Below are 18,169 nucleotides of genomic sequence, written 5' to 3'. Positions count from 1 at the left end.
ACTATCTAACAATACAATTGTTTCACTTTTAAATGTTAAACTTTAAACAAATACTTGCAAATAGTTTGTGTGAGCTTTAACTAAAAATTATTTATAAAACATTAAATCAAAAAAAAGCCTCTCAAATTATGAGAAGCTTTCTAACTTTGTGCGGGCGGAGAGACTCGAACTCTCACACCTCGCGGCACTAGATCCTAAGTCTAGCGTGTCTACCAATTCCACCACGCCCGCAAAAGGACTGCAAATATAAACATTCCTTTGAATATTCAAATCTATCTACAAAAAATAATATCTCTTTTTGTACTTTTAAGGTTCATTAAAACTTATTCTCAATGCAAGGTATAAAACCATACATCAGCAATCATAAAGATCGCTTTTTAAATGAACTAATCGAACTGTTGAAGATTCCATCTATTAGTGCAGATTCAGCATACAAAAAGGATGTTCTACTAACAGCAGAATTCGTTTCAGAAAGTCTAAAAAAAGCTGGCTGTGATAATGTTGAAATTTGTAAAACTGAAGGCTATCCTATAATATATGCCGATAAAATTATAGATACAAACCTACCAACTGTTTTAGTATATGGTCATTATGATGTACAACCCCCAGATCCTTTAAATCTTTGGGATTCCCCACCATTTGAACCTATTATCAAAAAAACAGACTTACATCCTGAAGGAGCAATTTTTGCAAGAGGATCATGTGATGACAAGGGACAGTTTTACATGCACGTTAAAGCTATAGAGTTCTTAATTTCAACAAATCAATTACCATGTAATGTAAAATTCATGATTGAAGGTGAAGAGGAAGTTGGTAGTACAAGTTTAGCTGGGTTTGTGAAAAATAATCATGACAAATTAGCCAACGATGTAATATTGATTTCGGATACTGGAATGATTGCCAAAGATGTACCTTCAATAACTACTGGACTTAGAGGTCTAAGTTATGTTGAAGTTGAAGTTACTGGTCCAAATCGCGATTTACATTCAGGATTATATGGAGGCGCTGTCGCCAACCCAATTAATATATTAACCAAAATGATTGCATCGCTTCATGATGAGAATAACCATATTACTATCCCTGGGTTTTATGATAAGGTTGAAGAACTCTCTGCTGGAGAACGGGCTGAAATGGCAAAAGCACCATTTTCACTAGACGCTTACAAAAAAGCATTGGATATTGACGCAGTTTATGGAGAAAAAGATTACACTACAAACGAACGTAATTCCATTCGACCTACACTTGACGTGAACGGAATTTGGGGAGGTTACACAGGTGAAGGCGCAAAAACAGTGATAGCAAGTAAAGCCTATGCAAAAATTTCAATGCGTTTGGTGCCTGACCAAGATTGGCTAGAAATTACTGATTTGTTTAAAACACATTTTGAAAACATTGCACCAAAAGGAGTTACGGTAGAAGTAACACCTCATCATGGTGGGCAAGCGTATGTAACACCAATAGATAGTATTGGTTATAAAGCAGCTTCGAAAGCCTATGAAGACACTTTTGGAAAAACACCAATTCCACAACGAAGTGGTGGAAGCATTCCAATTGTTGCCTTGTTTGAAAAAGAGCTAAAAAGTAAAACCATATTAATGGGCTTTGGCTTAGACAGTGATGCAATTCACTCTCCAAATGAACATTTTGGATTATTTAACTACTACAAAGGCATAGAAACCATTCCTTTATTCTATAAATATTTTACTGAGTTGAAAATGAAATAGTTCCAAATTCCTTACATTTATACATCCAACTAAAACATAATTCTCATGAAATTCAGATTTGCACAATTAATTGTAGTAGTTTTTACAATTTCACTAATTTTTAGCTGCTCAAATTCGAGCACATCAGAAAAAAAACAGCTAACAGAAACTGATTATAAAAAAGCAACCGCTCACATGAGTAGTGATTTAAATAAGCTTATTTCTAATCAAATTACAAGTCAAAAATGGCTAGACGATGGTTATTTTTTATATTCAAAGCAAACTGAAAATGGCGACGAATACATTCTTGTAAATCCAATTTCAAAAGAAAAAACAACGGTTTTTGATGTCGCAAAATTGACATCTAGCTTATCTTCAAAATTAGATGAAACAATTGATGCAAAAGATTTATCCTTAAGAAATGTCAATTATTCTAAAGACTCTAATAATGTAATTTTTTCTTATGGCGGCAACAACTATTCGTATAACGCTACCGATAATTCTATAACCGATTTTGAAGATAATTCTCCAGAAGTTAGCAGAAATGAACATCTGTCTCCTAACGGTAAACTCGCAGCCTATATTGATAATTTCAACCTTTGGGTTAGAGATATCAATACCAATAAAAAAACCCAATTAACTTTTGATGGGATTGAAGATTACAGTTATGCTATTAATAATGCAGGATGGACCAAAGGGGATAATGCGGTTTTAAAATGGTCCCCTAATTCTGATAAAATTGCCACTTTCAGGCAAGATGCACGAGGTGTTGGTGAAATGTATTTAACCTCAACAAATGTTGGTCATCCTAGACTGGAAGCTTGGAAACATCCTTTACCTGGAGATTTAAAGGTATTTAAAATTGAGCGTATTATTATTCATTTGGATGGCGCGCCAAGAATGACACAATTAAAAATGGAATCAGATTTTCAACGCTCAACAACCACAGACCATATTGCTGGAAGAGGTGGTGAGTTTTTGGATGTAGAATGGAGTGAAGATGGGTCTCAATTGTCTTTTGTATCATCCTCAAGAGATCATAAAATTGCACACTTAAGAATTGCTAATTCCTATTCAGGTGATGTTCGCTCTGTTCTAAAAGAAGAGACTGAAACGTATTTCGAGTCTGGTGTGAGGATGAGAAACTGGCATTTATTAGAGAAAAGCAATGAAGTAATTTGGTTTTCCGAAAGAGATAATTGGGGACATTTATACCTATACGATTTAACAACTGGAGATTTAAAACAACAAATAACCAAGGGCGAATGGGCTGTTCAGCAGTTGTTGCATATTGATGAAGATACTAGAGAATTATTTTTTACAGCAGGTGGAAAAGAAGATGGAAACCCTTATCATCAATACTTATACAAAGTTGATTTTGATGGAAACAACCTCATTAATTTAACTCCTGATACTGGAACACATAGTATTAACTTCTCTCCTAATTACGATTACTTTGTTGACACCTATTCTACAGTTGAAAACCCTCCTGTAACTGTATTAAGAAATAGAAATGGAGAAAAGATTGCTGACTTAGAAACTGCAGACATTACAAGGTTAAAAGCCAACAACTGGCAACAACCAATAGAGTTCAACGTAAAAGCTAGAGATAATAAGACCGATTTATATGGTATTATGTACTTGCCAAGTCATTACTCTGAAACTGGGTCGTATCCAATATTAAATTACATCTACCCAGGACCACAATCAGGAAGTGTTCGTGGTTTTGGTTTTAGTGCTGTAAGCAGAGATTATCAAGCTGTTGCCGAATTAGGTTTTGTAGTGGTAGCTGTAAACGCTATGGGAACTCCAGGACGCTCAAAATCTTTCCATGATTTTTATTATGGAAATATGGGAGACAATGGTATTCCAGACAACATCACTACTATTGAACAATTAGCAAAACAATACAAAGGAATGGATCTTGACCGAGTTGGTATTTGGGGACATTCTGGTGGTGGTTTTGCGTCAACAAGAGCATTGTTTGCTTATCCTGATTTTTATAAAGTAGCAGTATCTGGTGCTGGAAACCACGATAATAGAAATTACGAAGCAGATTGGGGAGAAAAATGGCAAGGACTTTTAGTAACCGATAAAGAAAGTGGCACTACTAATTACGACAATCAAGCAAATCAGTTGATAGCTGAAAACTTAAAAGGAAAACTTCTTATTACTCATGGCTCTATGGATAATAATGTACCTCCATCAAACACGATGTTGGTTGTTGAAGCCTTGATTAAAGCCAATAAAGATTTTGACTTTATTTTATTCCCAAACCAAAGACATGGTTATGGAAATATGACCGATTATATGACTAGAAGACGTTGGGATTATTGGGTAAAGCATTTACTGAATATGGAACCTCCCAAAGAGTTTTCACTAGATAACTTTTAATAATAACATCACTGCTTAATAAAGCATGAATGAAGAATGACCATTTAGTTCGACTATTAGAACTAAGTTTAGCCACATTATTTATTAGTACCTCAGGTGCTTTAGGTAAATTTATTGCTATGCCAACGCCAGTAATTGTATGGTGGCGTTGTGCATTAGCTTTGATCTTTTTGTTTGTTTTTTCTAAAATTGTTAGAATTCATTTGGCTCCTAAATCAAAAAAAGACTTACCAACCATAATTATTAGTGCTTTATTCCTAGGAGCTCATTGGATTACATATTTCTATTCATTGAAACTATCTAATGTAGCAATAGGTATGTTGTCGTTGTATACCTTCCCTGTAATTACTGCGTTGTTGGAACCTTTCTTCACAAAAGTGAAACTCGAAATAAGTCACATATTTTTGGGCTTACTCATTTTAGTAGGTATTTACATTTTATCACCTGAGTTGAATCTTGAAAACTCACAAGTTAAAGGTCTGTTATTAGGAATACTCTCAGCAATCTGTTATGCTTTAAGGATTTTGATTTTAAAGAAGCATGCAAAAAACTACCATGGTACGACGTTAATGATTTATCAATTGATTGTGTTAACTATCGTCCTAGTACCCTTTATGTTCTTAATGGACACTAGCGGAATTAAAACACAGTATCCTTATGTGATTTTATTGGCACTACTTACTACAGCAATTGGACACTCGCTCTTTGTGCACAGTTTAAAGTATTTTTCAGCAAGTTCGGCAAGTATTATTAGTAGTTTTTTGCCGATTTATGGGATTATAATTGCTTACTTCTTTCTGGGAGAAATTCCGAAACTAAATACCATTATTGGTGGAAGTTTAATTATGATAACTGTAATTATTGAAAGCATATTGTCTAAAAAGAGGATGGTGAAAAAATAACATTTTTACCTATTGTACATTTTGACTCACTAAACATAATTTTATGTCAGTTCGAGTGATTTTCGATAGAAAATTGTATCGAGAACTCTTGTTTTGAAACAAAAATTTGATTCTCGATACTAATTTCACTCATTTTCAATCGTGAAATTCACTCGAATTGACAAATTTCAATTAAAATACACAATGGGTTTATTCCTTAACAACCTTATAACTCAATGTTCTTCCTTGGCTTTCAATGTTTACAAAATAAATACCATTAGCGAATTGAGAAAAGGACACTTCGTTATACTGTTTGTCAATTGTGGTTTTTAAGAGTTCTTTTCCTTCAATTGAAACTATAGACAACATTGCTTTAGGTATTGTTTCAGGAATTTTAATGTTCAATTTTGAAGTTACAGGGTTCGGAAATATTTCTATGTCTTCTTTTGTAAATTCATCATCCCCTAAACCAGCGTGATAAATACATTCACTAATTTCAACACATGCACCATCGGTAACTTCAACCGCATAATAGCCCTCTGAAGTAGGATAGAACCAGTTATTTGTAGCACCAGGAATCAGTGCCATATTGTTATTACAATCTAACCATTGATATGTTGCGGTAGGTGACCAAGCTACATCCAAATTACCAGGTAAATTTATGTAAGCTTTACTATCAACAGGTAGTAAATTCCCTTTTGTCGCCATATAATACAGTGACAACTTTGTTAAATCTGTAAAATAGTCCATATCTAAGTCAGCAAATCTATCATTAGCTGTATGGTAATTTGGTGTTTCATCATTATTAAACCACGATTCTCCAACAAAAATTGCTGGAAAACCATTGCTCCAAAACCAAAAATGATCAGAAGCACCAGACCCAGGATTAACAACATTAGCATTTAAATTGAGCCCTGAGCTAGCTAAAGCATTAAGCATATCATCCTTTAAGGTTAATGATCCTGCAATATTTCTAACATCTATATCAAAATCGTTGTCACCGTCGCCATCATACGCCATCATATCTAAATTTAAGACACCCAATATGTTATCACCATTAGCTGCAGCAGCATTGGCGTAATATCGAGAACCTATTAAATTGTTTTCTTCTTGATCCCAAAGTGCATAAATAATAGTATTATCAAAACATTGAGTCGATAAAATTCTGGCCATCTCTAACACAGCAGTTGTTCCGCTTGCGTTATCATCAACGCAATAATCATCCACACTATCGTAATGTGCACAAATAATATAAATATCGTCTGGATTTGTTTTTCCTAACTGCGTCGCAATAATATTTCTGCCATTATAGGTTGTAGAGCCATAAGTTACTGTGTAGGCTTGGTCGTTAATGGTTAAATTATTGAACACGGACAATCGTTCCTTTAAATAATCGGCTGCAACGTCGTTATTAGCACTTTCTCTGTTTAAAATAGTAACCGTACTTCCATTAACAACCGTTGGGTCCTCACCTGAAAATTCACGAATCACCTTTGTTAAAGTATCTTGACTTACTAAATTCATTAAATCTGATACGGTTTGAGCCGATAAAGAAAACGACACAAAAAAAGTTAATATCAATATAGCAGTAAGTCTGTTCATTTTTGGATTTTTTTAATAATAACAATACCAAATATACATGATTTATAAAAAAAGGCTCGTTTAAAACTAAACGAGCCTTTTAATTATCTATAAAATCAAACATTAAAATTAACAATTAAAACTAAGTAAACCTTAATCATTTTTTGTTTTAAATGCTGTACAAATTTAATGGATATCTATATAATTAAGAGTAACATTTGTTACAGAGCAATTACTCTTGTTGCGAAAAATCTATGTTAAAATATTAATAATTAGAAACAAATATTTGTTTATTTTAATTTTTATTCTACATTTGTAGAGTTAATTCTAATTTTGTAGAGCAATGCAATTATCCAAAACCGAAGAACAACTAATGCAACATTTATGGAAGCTTGAAAAAGCATTTATGAAAGATCTTCTTGATGCTTACGACGACCCTAAACCAGCAACCACAACTATTGCAACACTATTAAAACGTATGTCTGGAAAAGGGTTTATAGCTTACAATCTCTACGGAAAATCAAGAGAATATTACCCGCTTGTAAAAAAGAAAGATTATTTCTCTAAGCATGTAAATGGGCTTATAAAACACTTTTTTAATGATAGTGCTACGCAGTTTGCATCGTTCTTTACTCAAGAAACGGACTTAAGCAAGGATGAGCTTGAAAGTCTAAAAGAAATTATTGATAACGAAATTAAAAAGAAGTAATTATGGCACTATATCTTTTAAAATTTTCGGGATGCCTTTTAATCTTTTTAGCCTTTTACAAATTGGTATTAGAAAAAGAAAATATGCATGCATTTAAGCGATTTTTCCTTTTGGCTGCACTTGTCTTATCAATAAGCATTCCTTTGGTGACGTTCACTCAATACGTTGATTATTCTCCTCTAACTTTTAACGAGGTTTCACAAGATATGCTTATTGCTAATAACCCCATAGAAATTGAGACAACTACTAGTTATACACCTTATATTATTTGGTCCATATACTTAATTGGTGTATTAATATTTGGTTTTAAATTTATTAGAAATCTCTATCGATTAAACTATAAAATAAAACATAACCCAAAGCAACGTTATTACGAATTCACACACGTATTATTAAAAGATTTAATAGTACCTCACACCTTTTTCAATTATATCTTCTTTAATAAATCTAAATTTGAAGCCAACCAAATACCTGAAGAAGTATTTTGGCACGAACAAACACATGCAACACAAAAACACAGTATAGATGTTGTCTTTATTGAGGCTTTACAAGTACTGCTTTGGTTTAATCCGCTAATCTATATTATTAAGCACGCCATTAAATTAAACCATGAGTTTTTGGCAGACCAAGGCGTATTACGTAAAGGGATTAACACCAACACCTATCAAAAAATTATTTTGGCATTCTCATCAAATGCTACACAACCACAACTGGCTAATGCCATAAACTATTCATTAATTAAAAAACGATTTACAGTTATGAAAACTCAAACTACAAAACGAGGTGTTTGGCTTCGAAGTCTAGTACTACTACCTCTTTTAGCAATTATGTTGTATAGCTTTAGCGATACAAAAGTTATTGAAAAAACTTCTGAAGAAGTTTCAGATACTAATTATACAGCTAGAAGCATTAACATCGAAGTATTCAACAATGGCACTTATGAAATAGAAGGCACTAAAGCTACTAAAAAAACATTTGCATCAGTTATTAACCAATTGCATCAAGACATTACTCCTGAAATACGTAATCAAATTATAAATGTTCATGTTAATAATGGAAAAGCTGTTTTAGATGAAGACGTATGGTTTATTTATAATTCAGTAATTGATTATGGCTTTCATCGCATTGTTACTTACAACCAAGAAATAATTCGAGAAAAAGGGAACAAACCTTTTGCTATTACAAATACAGATACCTATGAACAACAAAAAGCTACCAAGCTAAATACTCAAAACAAATATTATAGAATAATAACTTATTTAGACAAAGATGGTCTTGTATTACTTCCTAACGGATGGCATCCTGTTACTAACTTAAAACAAAGTTTTAGTAGATTTCACAATAAATCTAAAGCGGATTCTACAGAAATTGAACTATTAATTCATAAGAAAAGTTCAAAAAATGCAACTTCGGAAGTTATTGATATTCTAAATAGTTTTGGAACATTAAAAACCAAATATGTAGACAAATTAGGTTGGGAAACTAATAGCAGAAAACCAAATGCACAACAAAAAGCAACAAAAGCTCAAATCAAAGAGTACAATACTATAGCGAGAAAATACAACAGCATGTCTAAAAATGATATGGTTATTAAGAAAACTGACATAGAGCGATTAAAATACATTTATAGCATTATGAATGCTGAGCAAAAAAAGAATACAGAACCATTTCCAAATATTCCAGCTCCACCTGCACCAAAAGCTCCTAGAGATATTGAGGTAGAAGAAGTAATGCCTCCACCACCACCTCCAATTCCAGCCAATGCCACACCTGAGCAAAAAGCTAAGTATAAAAAGATAATTTCGGAGTATGCAAAAAAATATCCTGAAAGTGTTACTAGATATAAATCTAAATCTGGAGAAATTATTGAAGAAGTTGAAGTCCCAACTAACTTACTCCCACCACCTCCACCACCTCCAGTGCCTCACAATGCAACACCTGAACAAAAGAAAAAGTATAAAGAAAACATTAAAAAATATAAACTTGCTGTTGCAGAATCTAGACAAAACATGGCTAAGGTTAGAGAGGCAAAAAGTACTGAAAGAACTCAGCTTATTGAAGTAAAAGAACAATATGCTGCTGAAAGAAAAGCATCGCAAGAAGTTAAACTGGCTCGAGTTGCTGAAATGAAGGTGAAACAAGAGAAATTGCAACGTATTGTAGAAAGACAAGCCATTAGCGAAGAGCGTAAAGCACAATTAGTAAAAGAAAAACTAAAACATGTTGAAGAACGCAAAGCTGAAACTGAAAAGCGCCAAGAAATGCTAAAAAAGGAAAAACTAAAGCACGTAGAAGAGCGTAAGGTTTTAGCTGAACAAAAAAGAAAACATGCTATCGCTGCAAAAGTAAAACGTCAAGAAGAAAATATAGCTAGACGAGAAATGAACATTCCTCCATCTCCTCCAAAGTCCCCTTTAGACCATGTTATCGAAATGGCTAAAAAAGATGCTATTTTCTATTTTGAAGGAAAAGAAATTTCATCAGATGAAGCCATTAAAAAAATAAAACAAGGTTCTAAAATAAATATTAAATCTTATAATAAGGATGATAAGCCAAAAGTCTATCTTTCTACAAAACCGATAGTAGTAGAAATGAAGAAAAAGAATTAAATATTTTATTAAAAGCCTCTAAAATAGAGGCTTTTTTCATATTATAAATATTATGCTAAAAAAAACTACCCTCTTAATTTTAATAATTTCATTACTCTCTTGCCAATCAAAGAAAAAAAGATTTGCTGATTTAAACCTACATTTTACAAGTAACTTAAAGATTGACAGTGTATTTATTTCCAATATAACACAAGACAGAGAGTTTCAGTTCCTTCCATTTTCCAATAAAATGCACATAGAATTCAATGATAGCATTAATGACTTATATAATATAAATTTTTATACAGAAAAGGGGTTAATCATGAACCAAATGTGGCTTAATGGTAATCAAGTAACAATAAAAGGAAGTATATCAAATAAAATAACCATTGATACAGTTATTGGCTCTAACCTATATTATAAATCTACTGCTTTTAAAAAAAAATACAAAAAGCTAGTAGATGAGGATTCCTTAGATAGCTCTAAAATAAATTTATTTCTTTTAGAGCATACTAAAAATAACGTTAACAATCCCTTATCTATTGAAATTTCAAATCATTTTTTTCTTAGAAATATTAACAACAAGAAACAACTTAATAACATATATACTATTCTAACAAATCAACCAAACGATATAAAAGTTCATCTATTGAATCCTATAAAAAAAATCGAAAACATTCTTACAGATAAAAAAATAGATTTTTCAAAACATACTTTTTACGATGACAAAAATAACCTTGTAAATATTTCATTAGACGAAGCTAAAACATATCTTATTGACTTTTGGTTTGTTAACTGTCCTCCTTGTGTAAAAGACCATATGCTAATAGCTAAAAAATTAAAGACTCTCAAACAAAATAATATTGAGCTAATAAGTATATCTACAGATAATGACCACAATACTTGGATTGACTACCTAAGAAAAAATAATTATAATTGGTCTAACTTCAGAGAAATTGAAAATTATAATAATAGAATAACAACAAAAAACCTAATTACAGTATTTCCAACTTACCTTGTAATAAAAAAAGGTAACATATTAAAAAGGTCTCATTCCTTTTCATTCATTGAGGAATATTTAAGTATTAAATAGTTGTAATATTACTCTTAAATTCATAAAGTTATAAGCTTTAGTGTAACATTTTGTCTAAAAACACGTTCTAATAGACAATCAATCAAAACCACTATATTATGTTACAGCAATTTTTCATCATCTGCTCAGGCTCCGACACCGATATTTTAAAGGACTGTTCCAAAGGCGAGCAAAACAAATATGCAGGCATTGGTGCTACCGTATTCTTTACAGCATTAATGGCTTTTATAGCAGCAAGTTATGCACTTCATACAGTATTTGATAATCTACTTGCATCTGTAGGTTTTGGTCTTGTTTGGGGATTACTCATTTTTAATTTAGATAGATACATTGTATCAACTATCAAAAAAACTGGTAATGTTATTGATGAACTCATTCAAGCGTCACCCAGAATTATATTAGCTATAATTATTGCCATCGTTATTTCAAAACCTTTAGAATTAAAGATATTTGAAAAAGAAATCAATCAAGTATTATTAGAGCAAAAAAACGATTTCACATTAGCAAATAAAGACCAAATTGCACAACAATATATCCCAACAGTAGAAGCATTAAATAATAATATTAAAGCTTTAAAAGATGAAATTAATTTAAAAGAAACCGAAGTCACCAATTACTACAATACCTATATTGCTGAAGCTGAAGGGCGCCAAGGCACATTGATTTTAGGCAAAGGACCAGTTTATAAAGAAAAACGAGATAAACACGATGCAAGTTTGGCAGAGTTACAAACTTTAAGAGACACTAATAATGCAAAAATCATACAAGCGGAAGCTCAGATAGCACAATTAAATTCGGACTATGATTCCGCTGTAACAACCTCACAGCCAATAATTGATAATTTTGATGGTTTAATGGCTCGTGTTAATGCTTTAGGTGAATTACCTTGGCTCCCTTCTTTCTTTATTTTTCTACTATTCCTAGCTATTGAAACCTCTCCTATTCTCGCAAAGTTACTGTCTCCAAAAGGTGAATATGATATCAAGTTTTTAGAAGAAGAGTCGAAACTCAAGACTTGGGCAGAACAACAAACATATCAGCGAAAAGCTGTTTTAAATACTGATAATGCAATTAATGATCGTGTGTATGGAGATATAAGTGAAGAAGAAGAGCTTTATGCTTACAAAAAGAAAATTGCAAGAGAGCTCATGAAAAAGCAACAGGAAGCCTTCTATAAAAAGCAAACTAAAATCTTAGGATAAATTTCTTATTTTTATTTATTCTAAATAAAAATAATTATTATTTTTGGCAAAATATTATTATTTGCTAATCATGAAATTTACCAACAGAGCCATACATAGAGATTTTGGATTCTTCTATTTTGGATTAATTATTGCTTTTTCTTTTTCTGGAATTATTCTAAACCACAGACAAGACTGGTACCCTATGGATTATGTTTTCGAGTCTGAAAACATTAGTATGACCATACCAACTGAACTACAAAAACTAAACGATAAAGATTATCTTATAAAGATTTCTAATCAATGGACTGAAAACAAATTTGATAGTCATAGATTAAGAGATAACCAACTTAGAATTTACTTTAAAGACAATGCAATAGCAGATATTGATATTGAAACTGGAAAAGGCTTATTAGAATACAAAAGAAAAGTGCCTTTTTTAGGACACACTATGTATCTACATAAAACCACAAATAAATTCTGGATTTGGTATTCTGATATTTTTGGTGCGGCCTTGATTTTAATAGCAATGACTGGAATATTAATTCCAATGGGAAAGAAAGGTTTTAAACAAAGAGGATGGAAATTAGCTGTACTTGGGATACTATTTCCTATTCTATTTCTCATTCTTTTTTCTTAAAATGCAATAAACATTTTATTAGGTAATCATAATTATTACTTTTATATAATCTATGTTATTTTTTTAGACAACTAATAAATAACGGCGATTTAATTTTTTAGATGAAAAAAGTAATACTCCTACTAATTGCTACATTAATTTTAGGTTGCAAATCAGAACTCAAAACTGAACATGCAACTGGTTATCTAAAATTCAGTGAAAACATTTTAGACTATCGCATTACACCTAAAGATTCGATTGACAAATCTGGGTTAATGTTTTCTGACCAAGGTGCTTGGTTTGCTTATAGTTTACATAAAACCAATAGGGGTTTAATTGGCTTTTCAGGCCCTTTTTTAATGACTCAAGATAATGGTATTTGGAGCAAACTTTCTCCTACTATTCACATAACTTCGGGTGACCACCATGATAGAGTTATTGACCAAGAAAAGGATTTAATTAGTCAAAATGGCTACAGTAGCCATCTAGAGCAACTGATAGAAAACGATAAAATTCGAATAAATATTGAATTAGTCTACTTAAATGGTAATACCGCTTTACAAAGGTTTAAAATTAAAAATAAGAGAGAAGGTAATTTTGAATTAAACACAAGTTTTGTTGGAGGAATACCAAATATTGGATTAAAACTCACGAAAGAAAATAATTATATTAAAGTTTCCTCAGGAAAATCAAATGTATTAGGCTATGTTAGAGCTATAGGATTATTTGATGATTTTGAAGTATCTGAGAATTTGTATTATGATTCTCATAAATCTATAGAACTGAAACCCAACGAAACAAAATCACTCATAGTTTCCCAAACCTTCATCTTCCCAGAATACTCTTGGGAACAAGAAAAAGTACTCATTGAACGTGTCGATTTTGACTCTGTTTTAAATGCCAGAAAACAAGAAAAAAATAGTCAGTTAAAATCACTTATAGAAAATAGAAAGCCACAATTTCAAGAAAACAAATATGCTGAAGTACTAGCCAAAGCACACTTAACATTGCAAAACAATTGGCGCATTCCAGCAGGCGAAATTGAGCATGAAGGCTTATTCCCTAGTTATCATTATAAATGGTTTAATGGTTTCTGGTCCTGGGATTCTTGGAAACATGCAGTTGGTTTATCGTATTACGATCTACGCTTAGCCAAAGAGCAAGTAAAACTCATGTTCAAATTTCAAAATGATGATGGTTTTGTGGCAGATTGTGTTTATCGGGACACAACTATTGAAGCTCATAACTATCGCGATACCAAACCACCTTTATCAGCTTGGGCAGTTGCCAAAATTTATGAAAAAGATAAGGATTTAGAGTTTGTAAAATACATGTATCCAAAACTTAAAAAATACCATTATTGGTGGTACAACAAACGTGATAACGACCAAGATGGACTTTGCGAATATGGTTCAACTGATGGTAGTTTGATAGCTGCCAAATGGGAAAGCGGCATGGACAATGCCATCAGGTTTGATGATTCTAAAATTCTAAAAAATGAAGAAAGCGCTTACTCTTTAGACCAAGAAAGCGTCGATTTGAATGCTTACCTCTATGCCGAAAAATTATTTTTGTCACAACTTGCAGAAGCCTTAAATTTAAACGATGCTTCACAGTATAAAAGTGAAGCAGAAAGTTTAAAAGTCAAAATTCAAACACAATTTTATGATGGAAATGATGGTTGGTTTTACGACACCAACTTAGATGGAACTCAATTTATAAAAGGTGAAGGTAGTGAAGGTTGGACAGCGCTTTGGGCAAATGCCGCAACTCAAAAACAAGCAGAAGCAGTAAAAAACAAAATGATGAATCCTAATAAATTTTTTACCAAAGTACCATTTCAAACCATGAGTGCTGACCATGAAAAATTTGATCCTTTAAAAGGGTATTGGAGAGGTCCAAATTGGTTAGATCAAGCTTATTTTGGAGTCAAAGGTTTACGTAATTACGGTTTTAATAAAGAAGCTGACAAAGCAACCATACAAATTTTTGAAGGTGCTGAAGGTCTCTTAGGTAAAGGGAAATCTATTAGAGAAAATTACCATCCATTAACTGGAGAAGGCTTACATGCTCAAAATTTTAGCTGGAGTGCAGCTCACGTCATCATGTTATTAATGAATGAAAAAAATGATTAAAAAAATTACAATTTTTACGCTTTTACTTTCTAGCTTATCAATTTACAGCCAGCAAAAAGACCCAATAAAAGACTATAAACACTTCATAGAAAACGAACAGGTCATTTCTGAAAATAAAGAACCTGCTCATGCATCGTTTACCTCTTTCACTTCAAAAGAAAATGCATTAAAAAACAATCCTCAATTTCGTCAATTATTAAATGGCACTTGGAAATTTAATTGGGTGAAAAATCCTAAAGACAGGCCAACTCTATTCATGAAATCAAGCTTTGATACGTCTAACTGGGATGACATAAAAGTACCTTCCAATTGGGAAGTTGAAGGCTTCGGCACACCTATATACGTAAATCATCAATACGAGTTTACCGATTATAAAGCGATGATTGCTGACGACATGGAATTAGTTGATAGAATCTACCCGAAAAACCCAGGTGATGTCCCAGACAATTACAATCCAGTTGGCACCTATAGTCGTGATTTTACTATTGAAAAAAACTGGACCGAAAAGGAAATATTTCTACATATTGGAGCTATGAAATCTGGTGGATTTGTTTGGCTAAATGGAGAGTATATTGGTTATTCTCAAGGCAGTAAATTACCAGCAGAATTTAACATTACCAAAGCGGCCAAACCTGGAAAGAACACCATAGCCATTCAAATTTTCAGATGGACAGATGGCTCCTATTTAGAGTGTCAGGATTTTTGGCGAATAAGCGGAATTGAGCGTGACGTTTTTATTTATGCGCAACCTAAAATTAGGATTCAGGATTTTGAGGTCACTTCAACACTTGATAAAGGATATGGAAATGGTGTGTTTCAATTAGACGTTGACTTACAAAATCACACTCCGAAAAACAGAAACATTAAGGTCAGCTATGAGTTGTTAGATGGCAATAAAATGATCTCTTCAGGAAATAAAAAAATTGAAATCCCTTCCTCTCAAAAAGATGCCACTAGTTTTTGGGCAATAATTCCTGACGTAAAACAATGGAATGCCGAACATCCTAATTTATACACCCTCATTATTGAAACTAACGATTCTAAAGGGGAGATCATAGAGGTCACGCACAGAGAAATAGGGTTTCGTTCTGTTGAAATAAAAAATGGCTTGCTTTTGGTAAATGGCCAACGCATTACCTTAAAAGGTGTCAACGCTCACGAAGTTGACCCAGAAACTGGCCATGTCATGTCTGAAGAGCTTATCAAAAAGGACATTCAGCTTTGGAAAGAAAACAACATTAATGCGGTTCGATTAGCACATTATCCAAGAGGAAGACGATTCTATGAATTATGCGACAAATACGGAATTTATGTGGTCGATGAAGCTAATATTGAATCTCATGGCATGTACTATGGCAAGTATTCATTGGCAAAAATACCATCTTGGGAAAATGCACATGTTGATAGAATGTTACGAATGGTTGAGCGAGATAAAAACCATCCTTCTCTGATCATTTGGTCAATGGGAAATGAAGCAGGAAATGGTATTAATTTCTTTAAAGGTTACGATGTTATTAAAGCAAACGACAACACTAAGCGTCCTGTGCAATATGAACGTCCATATAAAGATTATGATGGTAATTTGTACGATATGGATTCTAATACAGATATTATTGTGCCTCAATATCCAAGTCCTGCACGATTTGAAGAAGTAGGGAAATCAAAAACCGACAGACCATATATTCCAAGTGAATATGCACATGCTATGGGAAACAGCACAGGTAATTTTCAGGATTATTGGGACATCATTGAGTTATACGACAATCTACAAGGCGGATTTATTTGGGATTGGGTAGATCAATCCATTTGGAAAACTAACGAAAAAGGTGAACGCTTTTATGCTTATGGTGGCGATTTTGGCGAAAACATGCCAAGTGATAACACGTTTTTAAATAATGGCATTGTGTTTCCTGACAGATCACCACAACCTGCTTTGTATGAAGTTAAAAAGGCTCATGAATATATAAACTTTAAGGATAAAGGCATTAATCGTCACGATGAGTTGCGAGTACTGGTCGAAAATTTATACGATTTTACCAACCTTAATCAATTTAATTTTAAAGCAGCCATAAAAGCTGATGGCAAAGTGCTAAAGACTATCAATTTTGATGATATTTCAGTTGAAACGCATACAGGAAAATTGATTCGTATTCCTTTAAAGAGTGTTGAATTTCAAGACAATACGGAATATTTTGTTCACTTCTCAGCTACTACAAAGGAGGATTGGGGAATATTGCCAAAAGGCTTTGAGGTCGCTCGTGAGCAAATTCCGCTATCAAGTAAATTCAAACAAACAAAAATTGAAATAGAGGAAAACACAGAGTTGGCTGTACAAAATAGTAAAGGCATTTTAACGATTAACAACGATGACCTAAGTGTTATTTTTAGTAAAAATGAAGGTCGTTTAACTTCTTATATTTTTAAAGGAAACGAATTATTAAAAGATGGCAAAGGACCAAAACCAAACTTTTGGAGAGCAGTAACAGACAATGATTTTGGCAATCGAATGGATGAAAAAAATATTGAATGGAAGCGCGCTTCTTTGGAATTAAAAGCATCAAGTGTTGAGTATAAAACTTTAAAAAATGGTTCAGTTTCAATAACAATAAATTATAATTTACCTGCAGTTGAAACTACTTTCGTTTCAAACTACACTATTTATGGAAATGGCGTCATTCATATTGAAAACACGTTAAATGAAACCTCATATGAAGGCGACATTCCAAGAATTGGTATGCGTTTACAACTGCCCAAATCTTATGAAAATCTAAGTTATTTAGGTCGTGGTCCACATGAAAATTATCAAGATAGAATGGCCTCAGCTTTTGTAGACTTATACATGTCAAAAATTAGCGAACAATACGTTCCATATATTCGTCCACAAGACAATGGATACAAAACTGACACACGTTGGTTGGCAATTGCAAATCAGCAAAACAATGGATTGCTTTTCGTATCAGCTTCCAAAAATTATTTGAGTTTTAGTGCCTTACACATGGAAAATGAAGATTTTGACACGACTCCTGGATTGGATTATAACAATTCTAATAAAAGTAAGCACACCATTGACATCACGGAAAAAGATTTAGTGCAAATCAACATCGATTTAGGACAACGAGGTCTGGCTGGTGATGATAGTTGGTGGTCTAAACCTCAAGAAAAATATCAATTCAAAGGAAATCAAAAACATGGTTACAGCTTTTATATAATTCCTTTTGAAAACAAAACAGCTGATGATTTTATTCCATTAAGCAAAACTTTTCGCAATCAAAATTAGTTGAATAA

General features: G+C 32.7%; 11 protein-coding genes and 1 tRNA gene. 10 read left to right on the top strand and 2 right to left on the bottom strand.

Annotated features, from left to right (window positions below; all coding sequences use genetic code 11):
• Window positions 1–149 precede the first annotated feature (149 nt).
• A tRNA-Leu gene (locus ABGB03_RS01010) sits at window positions 150–231 on the bottom strand.
• Window positions 232–332: 101 nt separating this feature from the next.
• Between ABGB03_RS01010 and ABGB03_RS01005 the strand changes: the two genes are divergently transcribed.
• The 3 genes from ABGB03_RS01005 to ABGB03_RS00995 are packed head-to-tail and all read left to right on the top strand — an operon-like array spanning window position 333 to window position 4,999.
• Window positions 333–1,724 (top strand): dipeptidase, encoded by a 1,392-nt coding sequence (locus tag ABGB03_RS01005; RefSeq protein WP_347924083.1) that lies wholly within the window; start codon window positions 333–335, stop codon window positions 1,722–1,724.
• A 45-nt stretch (window positions 1,725–1,769) separates the two neighbouring features.
• Window positions 1,770–4,097 (top strand): DPP IV N-terminal domain-containing protein, encoded by a 2,328-nt coding sequence (locus ABGB03_RS01000; RefSeq protein ID WP_347924081.1) that lies wholly within the window; start codon window positions 1,770–1,772, stop codon window positions 4,095–4,097.
• Between the two features lie 29 nt (window positions 4,098–4,126).
• Window positions 4,127–4,999: a DMT family transporter gene (locus ABGB03_RS00995; RefSeq protein WP_347924080.1), complete on the top strand. Its 873-nt coding sequence runs from the start codon at window positions 4,127–4,129 to the stop codon at window positions 4,997–4,999.
• 189 nt (window positions 5,000–5,188) lie between these two features.
• On the opposite strand, the gene ABGB03_RS00990 is transcribed toward ABGB03_RS00995, so the two are convergent.
• A complete protein-coding gene (locus ABGB03_RS00990) occupies window positions 5,189–6,580 on the bottom strand; it encodes a M28 family peptidase (RefSeq protein ID WP_347924078.1) in 1,392 nt (463 codons plus the stop codon).
• Between the two features lie 322 nt (window positions 6,581–6,902).
• Here ABGB03_RS00990 and ABGB03_RS00985 point away from each other — a divergent pair, with 322 nt between their 5' ends.
• From ABGB03_RS00985 to ABGB03_RS00955, 7 genes are all read left to right on the top strand, one after another.
• Window positions 6,903–7,268, top strand: coding sequence for a BlaI/MecI/CopY family transcriptional regulator (locus ABGB03_RS00985; protein WP_347924076.1), 366 nt, complete (start codon window positions 6,903–6,905; stop codon window positions 7,266–7,268).
• Between the two features lie 2 nt (window positions 7,269–7,270).
• Complete coding sequence (locus ABGB03_RS00980; protein WP_347924074.1) at window positions 7,271–9,877, top strand: M56 family metallopeptidase; 2,607 nt, start codon at window positions 7,271–7,273, stop codon at window positions 9,875–9,877.
• 52 nt (window positions 9,878–9,929) lie between these two features.
• On the top strand, window positions 9,930–10,949 hold the full coding sequence (locus tag ABGB03_RS00975) for a thioredoxin-like domain-containing protein (protein ID WP_347924073.1): 1,020 nt from the start codon (window positions 9,930–9,932) through the stop codon (window positions 10,947–10,949).
• 98 nt (window positions 10,950–11,047) lie between these two features.
• Window positions 11,048–12,151, top strand: coding sequence for a DUF4407 domain-containing protein (locus tag ABGB03_RS00970; RefSeq protein ID WP_347924071.1), 1,104 nt, complete (start codon window positions 11,048–11,050; stop codon window positions 12,149–12,151).
• Between the two features lie 70 nt (window positions 12,152–12,221).
• Window positions 12,222–12,770 carry a PepSY-associated TM helix domain-containing protein gene (locus ABGB03_RS00965; RefSeq protein ID WP_347924069.1) on the top strand — a complete coding sequence of 183 codons (549 nt, stop codon included), beginning with the start codon at window positions 12,222–12,224 and terminating at the stop codon, window positions 12,768–12,770.
• 101 nt (window positions 12,771–12,871) lie between these two features.
• Window positions 12,872–14,884: a trehalase family glycosidase gene (locus tag ABGB03_RS00960; protein WP_347924067.1), complete on the top strand. Its 2,013-nt coding sequence runs from the start codon at window positions 12,872–12,874 to the stop codon at window positions 14,882–14,884.
• A complete protein-coding gene (locus ABGB03_RS00955; RefSeq protein ID WP_347924065.1) occupies window positions 14,877–18,161 on the top strand; it encodes a glycoside hydrolase family 2 TIM barrel-domain containing protein in 3,285 nt (1,094 codons plus the stop codon). Before ABGB03_RS00960 ends, ABGB03_RS00955 begins: the two co-directional genes overlap by 8 nt.
• Window positions 18,162–18,169: the final 8 nt, after the last annotated feature.

This window comes from Pontimicrobium sp. SW4 (assembly GCF_039954625.1).
GTDB lineage: Bacteria > Bacteroidota > Bacteroidia > Flavobacteriales > Flavobacteriaceae > Pontimicrobium.
The sequence above is the reverse complement of the archived record's forward strand: the minus strand, read 5'-3'. Positions and strand labels throughout refer to the sequence as shown.

What these genes read in the sequence shown, in the direction of transcription:
- ABGB03_RS00995 (WP_347924080.1), top strand. Translation starts at nt 4,127, where the DNA reads ATGAAGAATGACCATTTAGTTCGACTATTAGAACTAAGTTTAGCCACA.
- ABGB03_RS00980 (WP_347924074.1), top strand. Translation starts at nt 7,271, where the DNA reads ATGGCACTATATCTTTTAAAATTTTCGGGATGCCTTTTAATCTTTTTA.
- ABGB03_RS00990 (WP_347924078.1), bottom strand. Translation starts at nt 6,580, where the DNA reads ATGAACAGACTTACTGCTATATTGATATTAACTTTTTTTGTGTCGTTT.
- ABGB03_RS00985 (WP_347924076.1), top strand. Translation starts at nt 6,903, where the DNA reads ATGCAATTATCCAAAACCGAAGAACAACTAATGCAACATTTATGGAAG.
- ABGB03_RS00965 (WP_347924069.1), top strand. Translation starts at nt 12,222, where the DNA reads ATGAAATTTACCAACAGAGCCATACATAGAGATTTTGGATTCTTCTAT.
- ABGB03_RS00970 (WP_347924071.1), top strand. Translation starts at nt 11,048, where the DNA reads ATGTTACAGCAATTTTTCATCATCTGCTCAGGCTCCGACACCGATATT.
- ABGB03_RS00975 (WP_347924073.1), top strand. Translation starts at nt 9,930, where the DNA reads ATGCTAAAAAAAACTACCCTCTTAATTTTAATAATTTCATTACTCTCT.
- ABGB03_RS01000 (WP_347924081.1), top strand. Translation starts at nt 1,770, where the DNA reads ATGAAATTCAGATTTGCACAATTAATTGTAGTAGTTTTTACAATTTCA.
- ABGB03_RS00955 (WP_347924065.1), top strand. Translation starts at nt 14,877, where the DNA reads ATGATTAAAAAAATTACAATTTTTACGCTTTTACTTTCTAGCTTATCA.
- ABGB03_RS01005 (WP_347924083.1), top strand. Translation starts at nt 333, where the DNA reads ATGCAAGGTATAAAACCATACATCAGCAATCATAAAGATCGCTTTTTA.
- ABGB03_RS00960 (WP_347924067.1), top strand. Translation starts at nt 12,872, where the DNA reads ATGAAAAAAGTAATACTCCTACTAATTGCTACATTAATTTTAGGTTGC.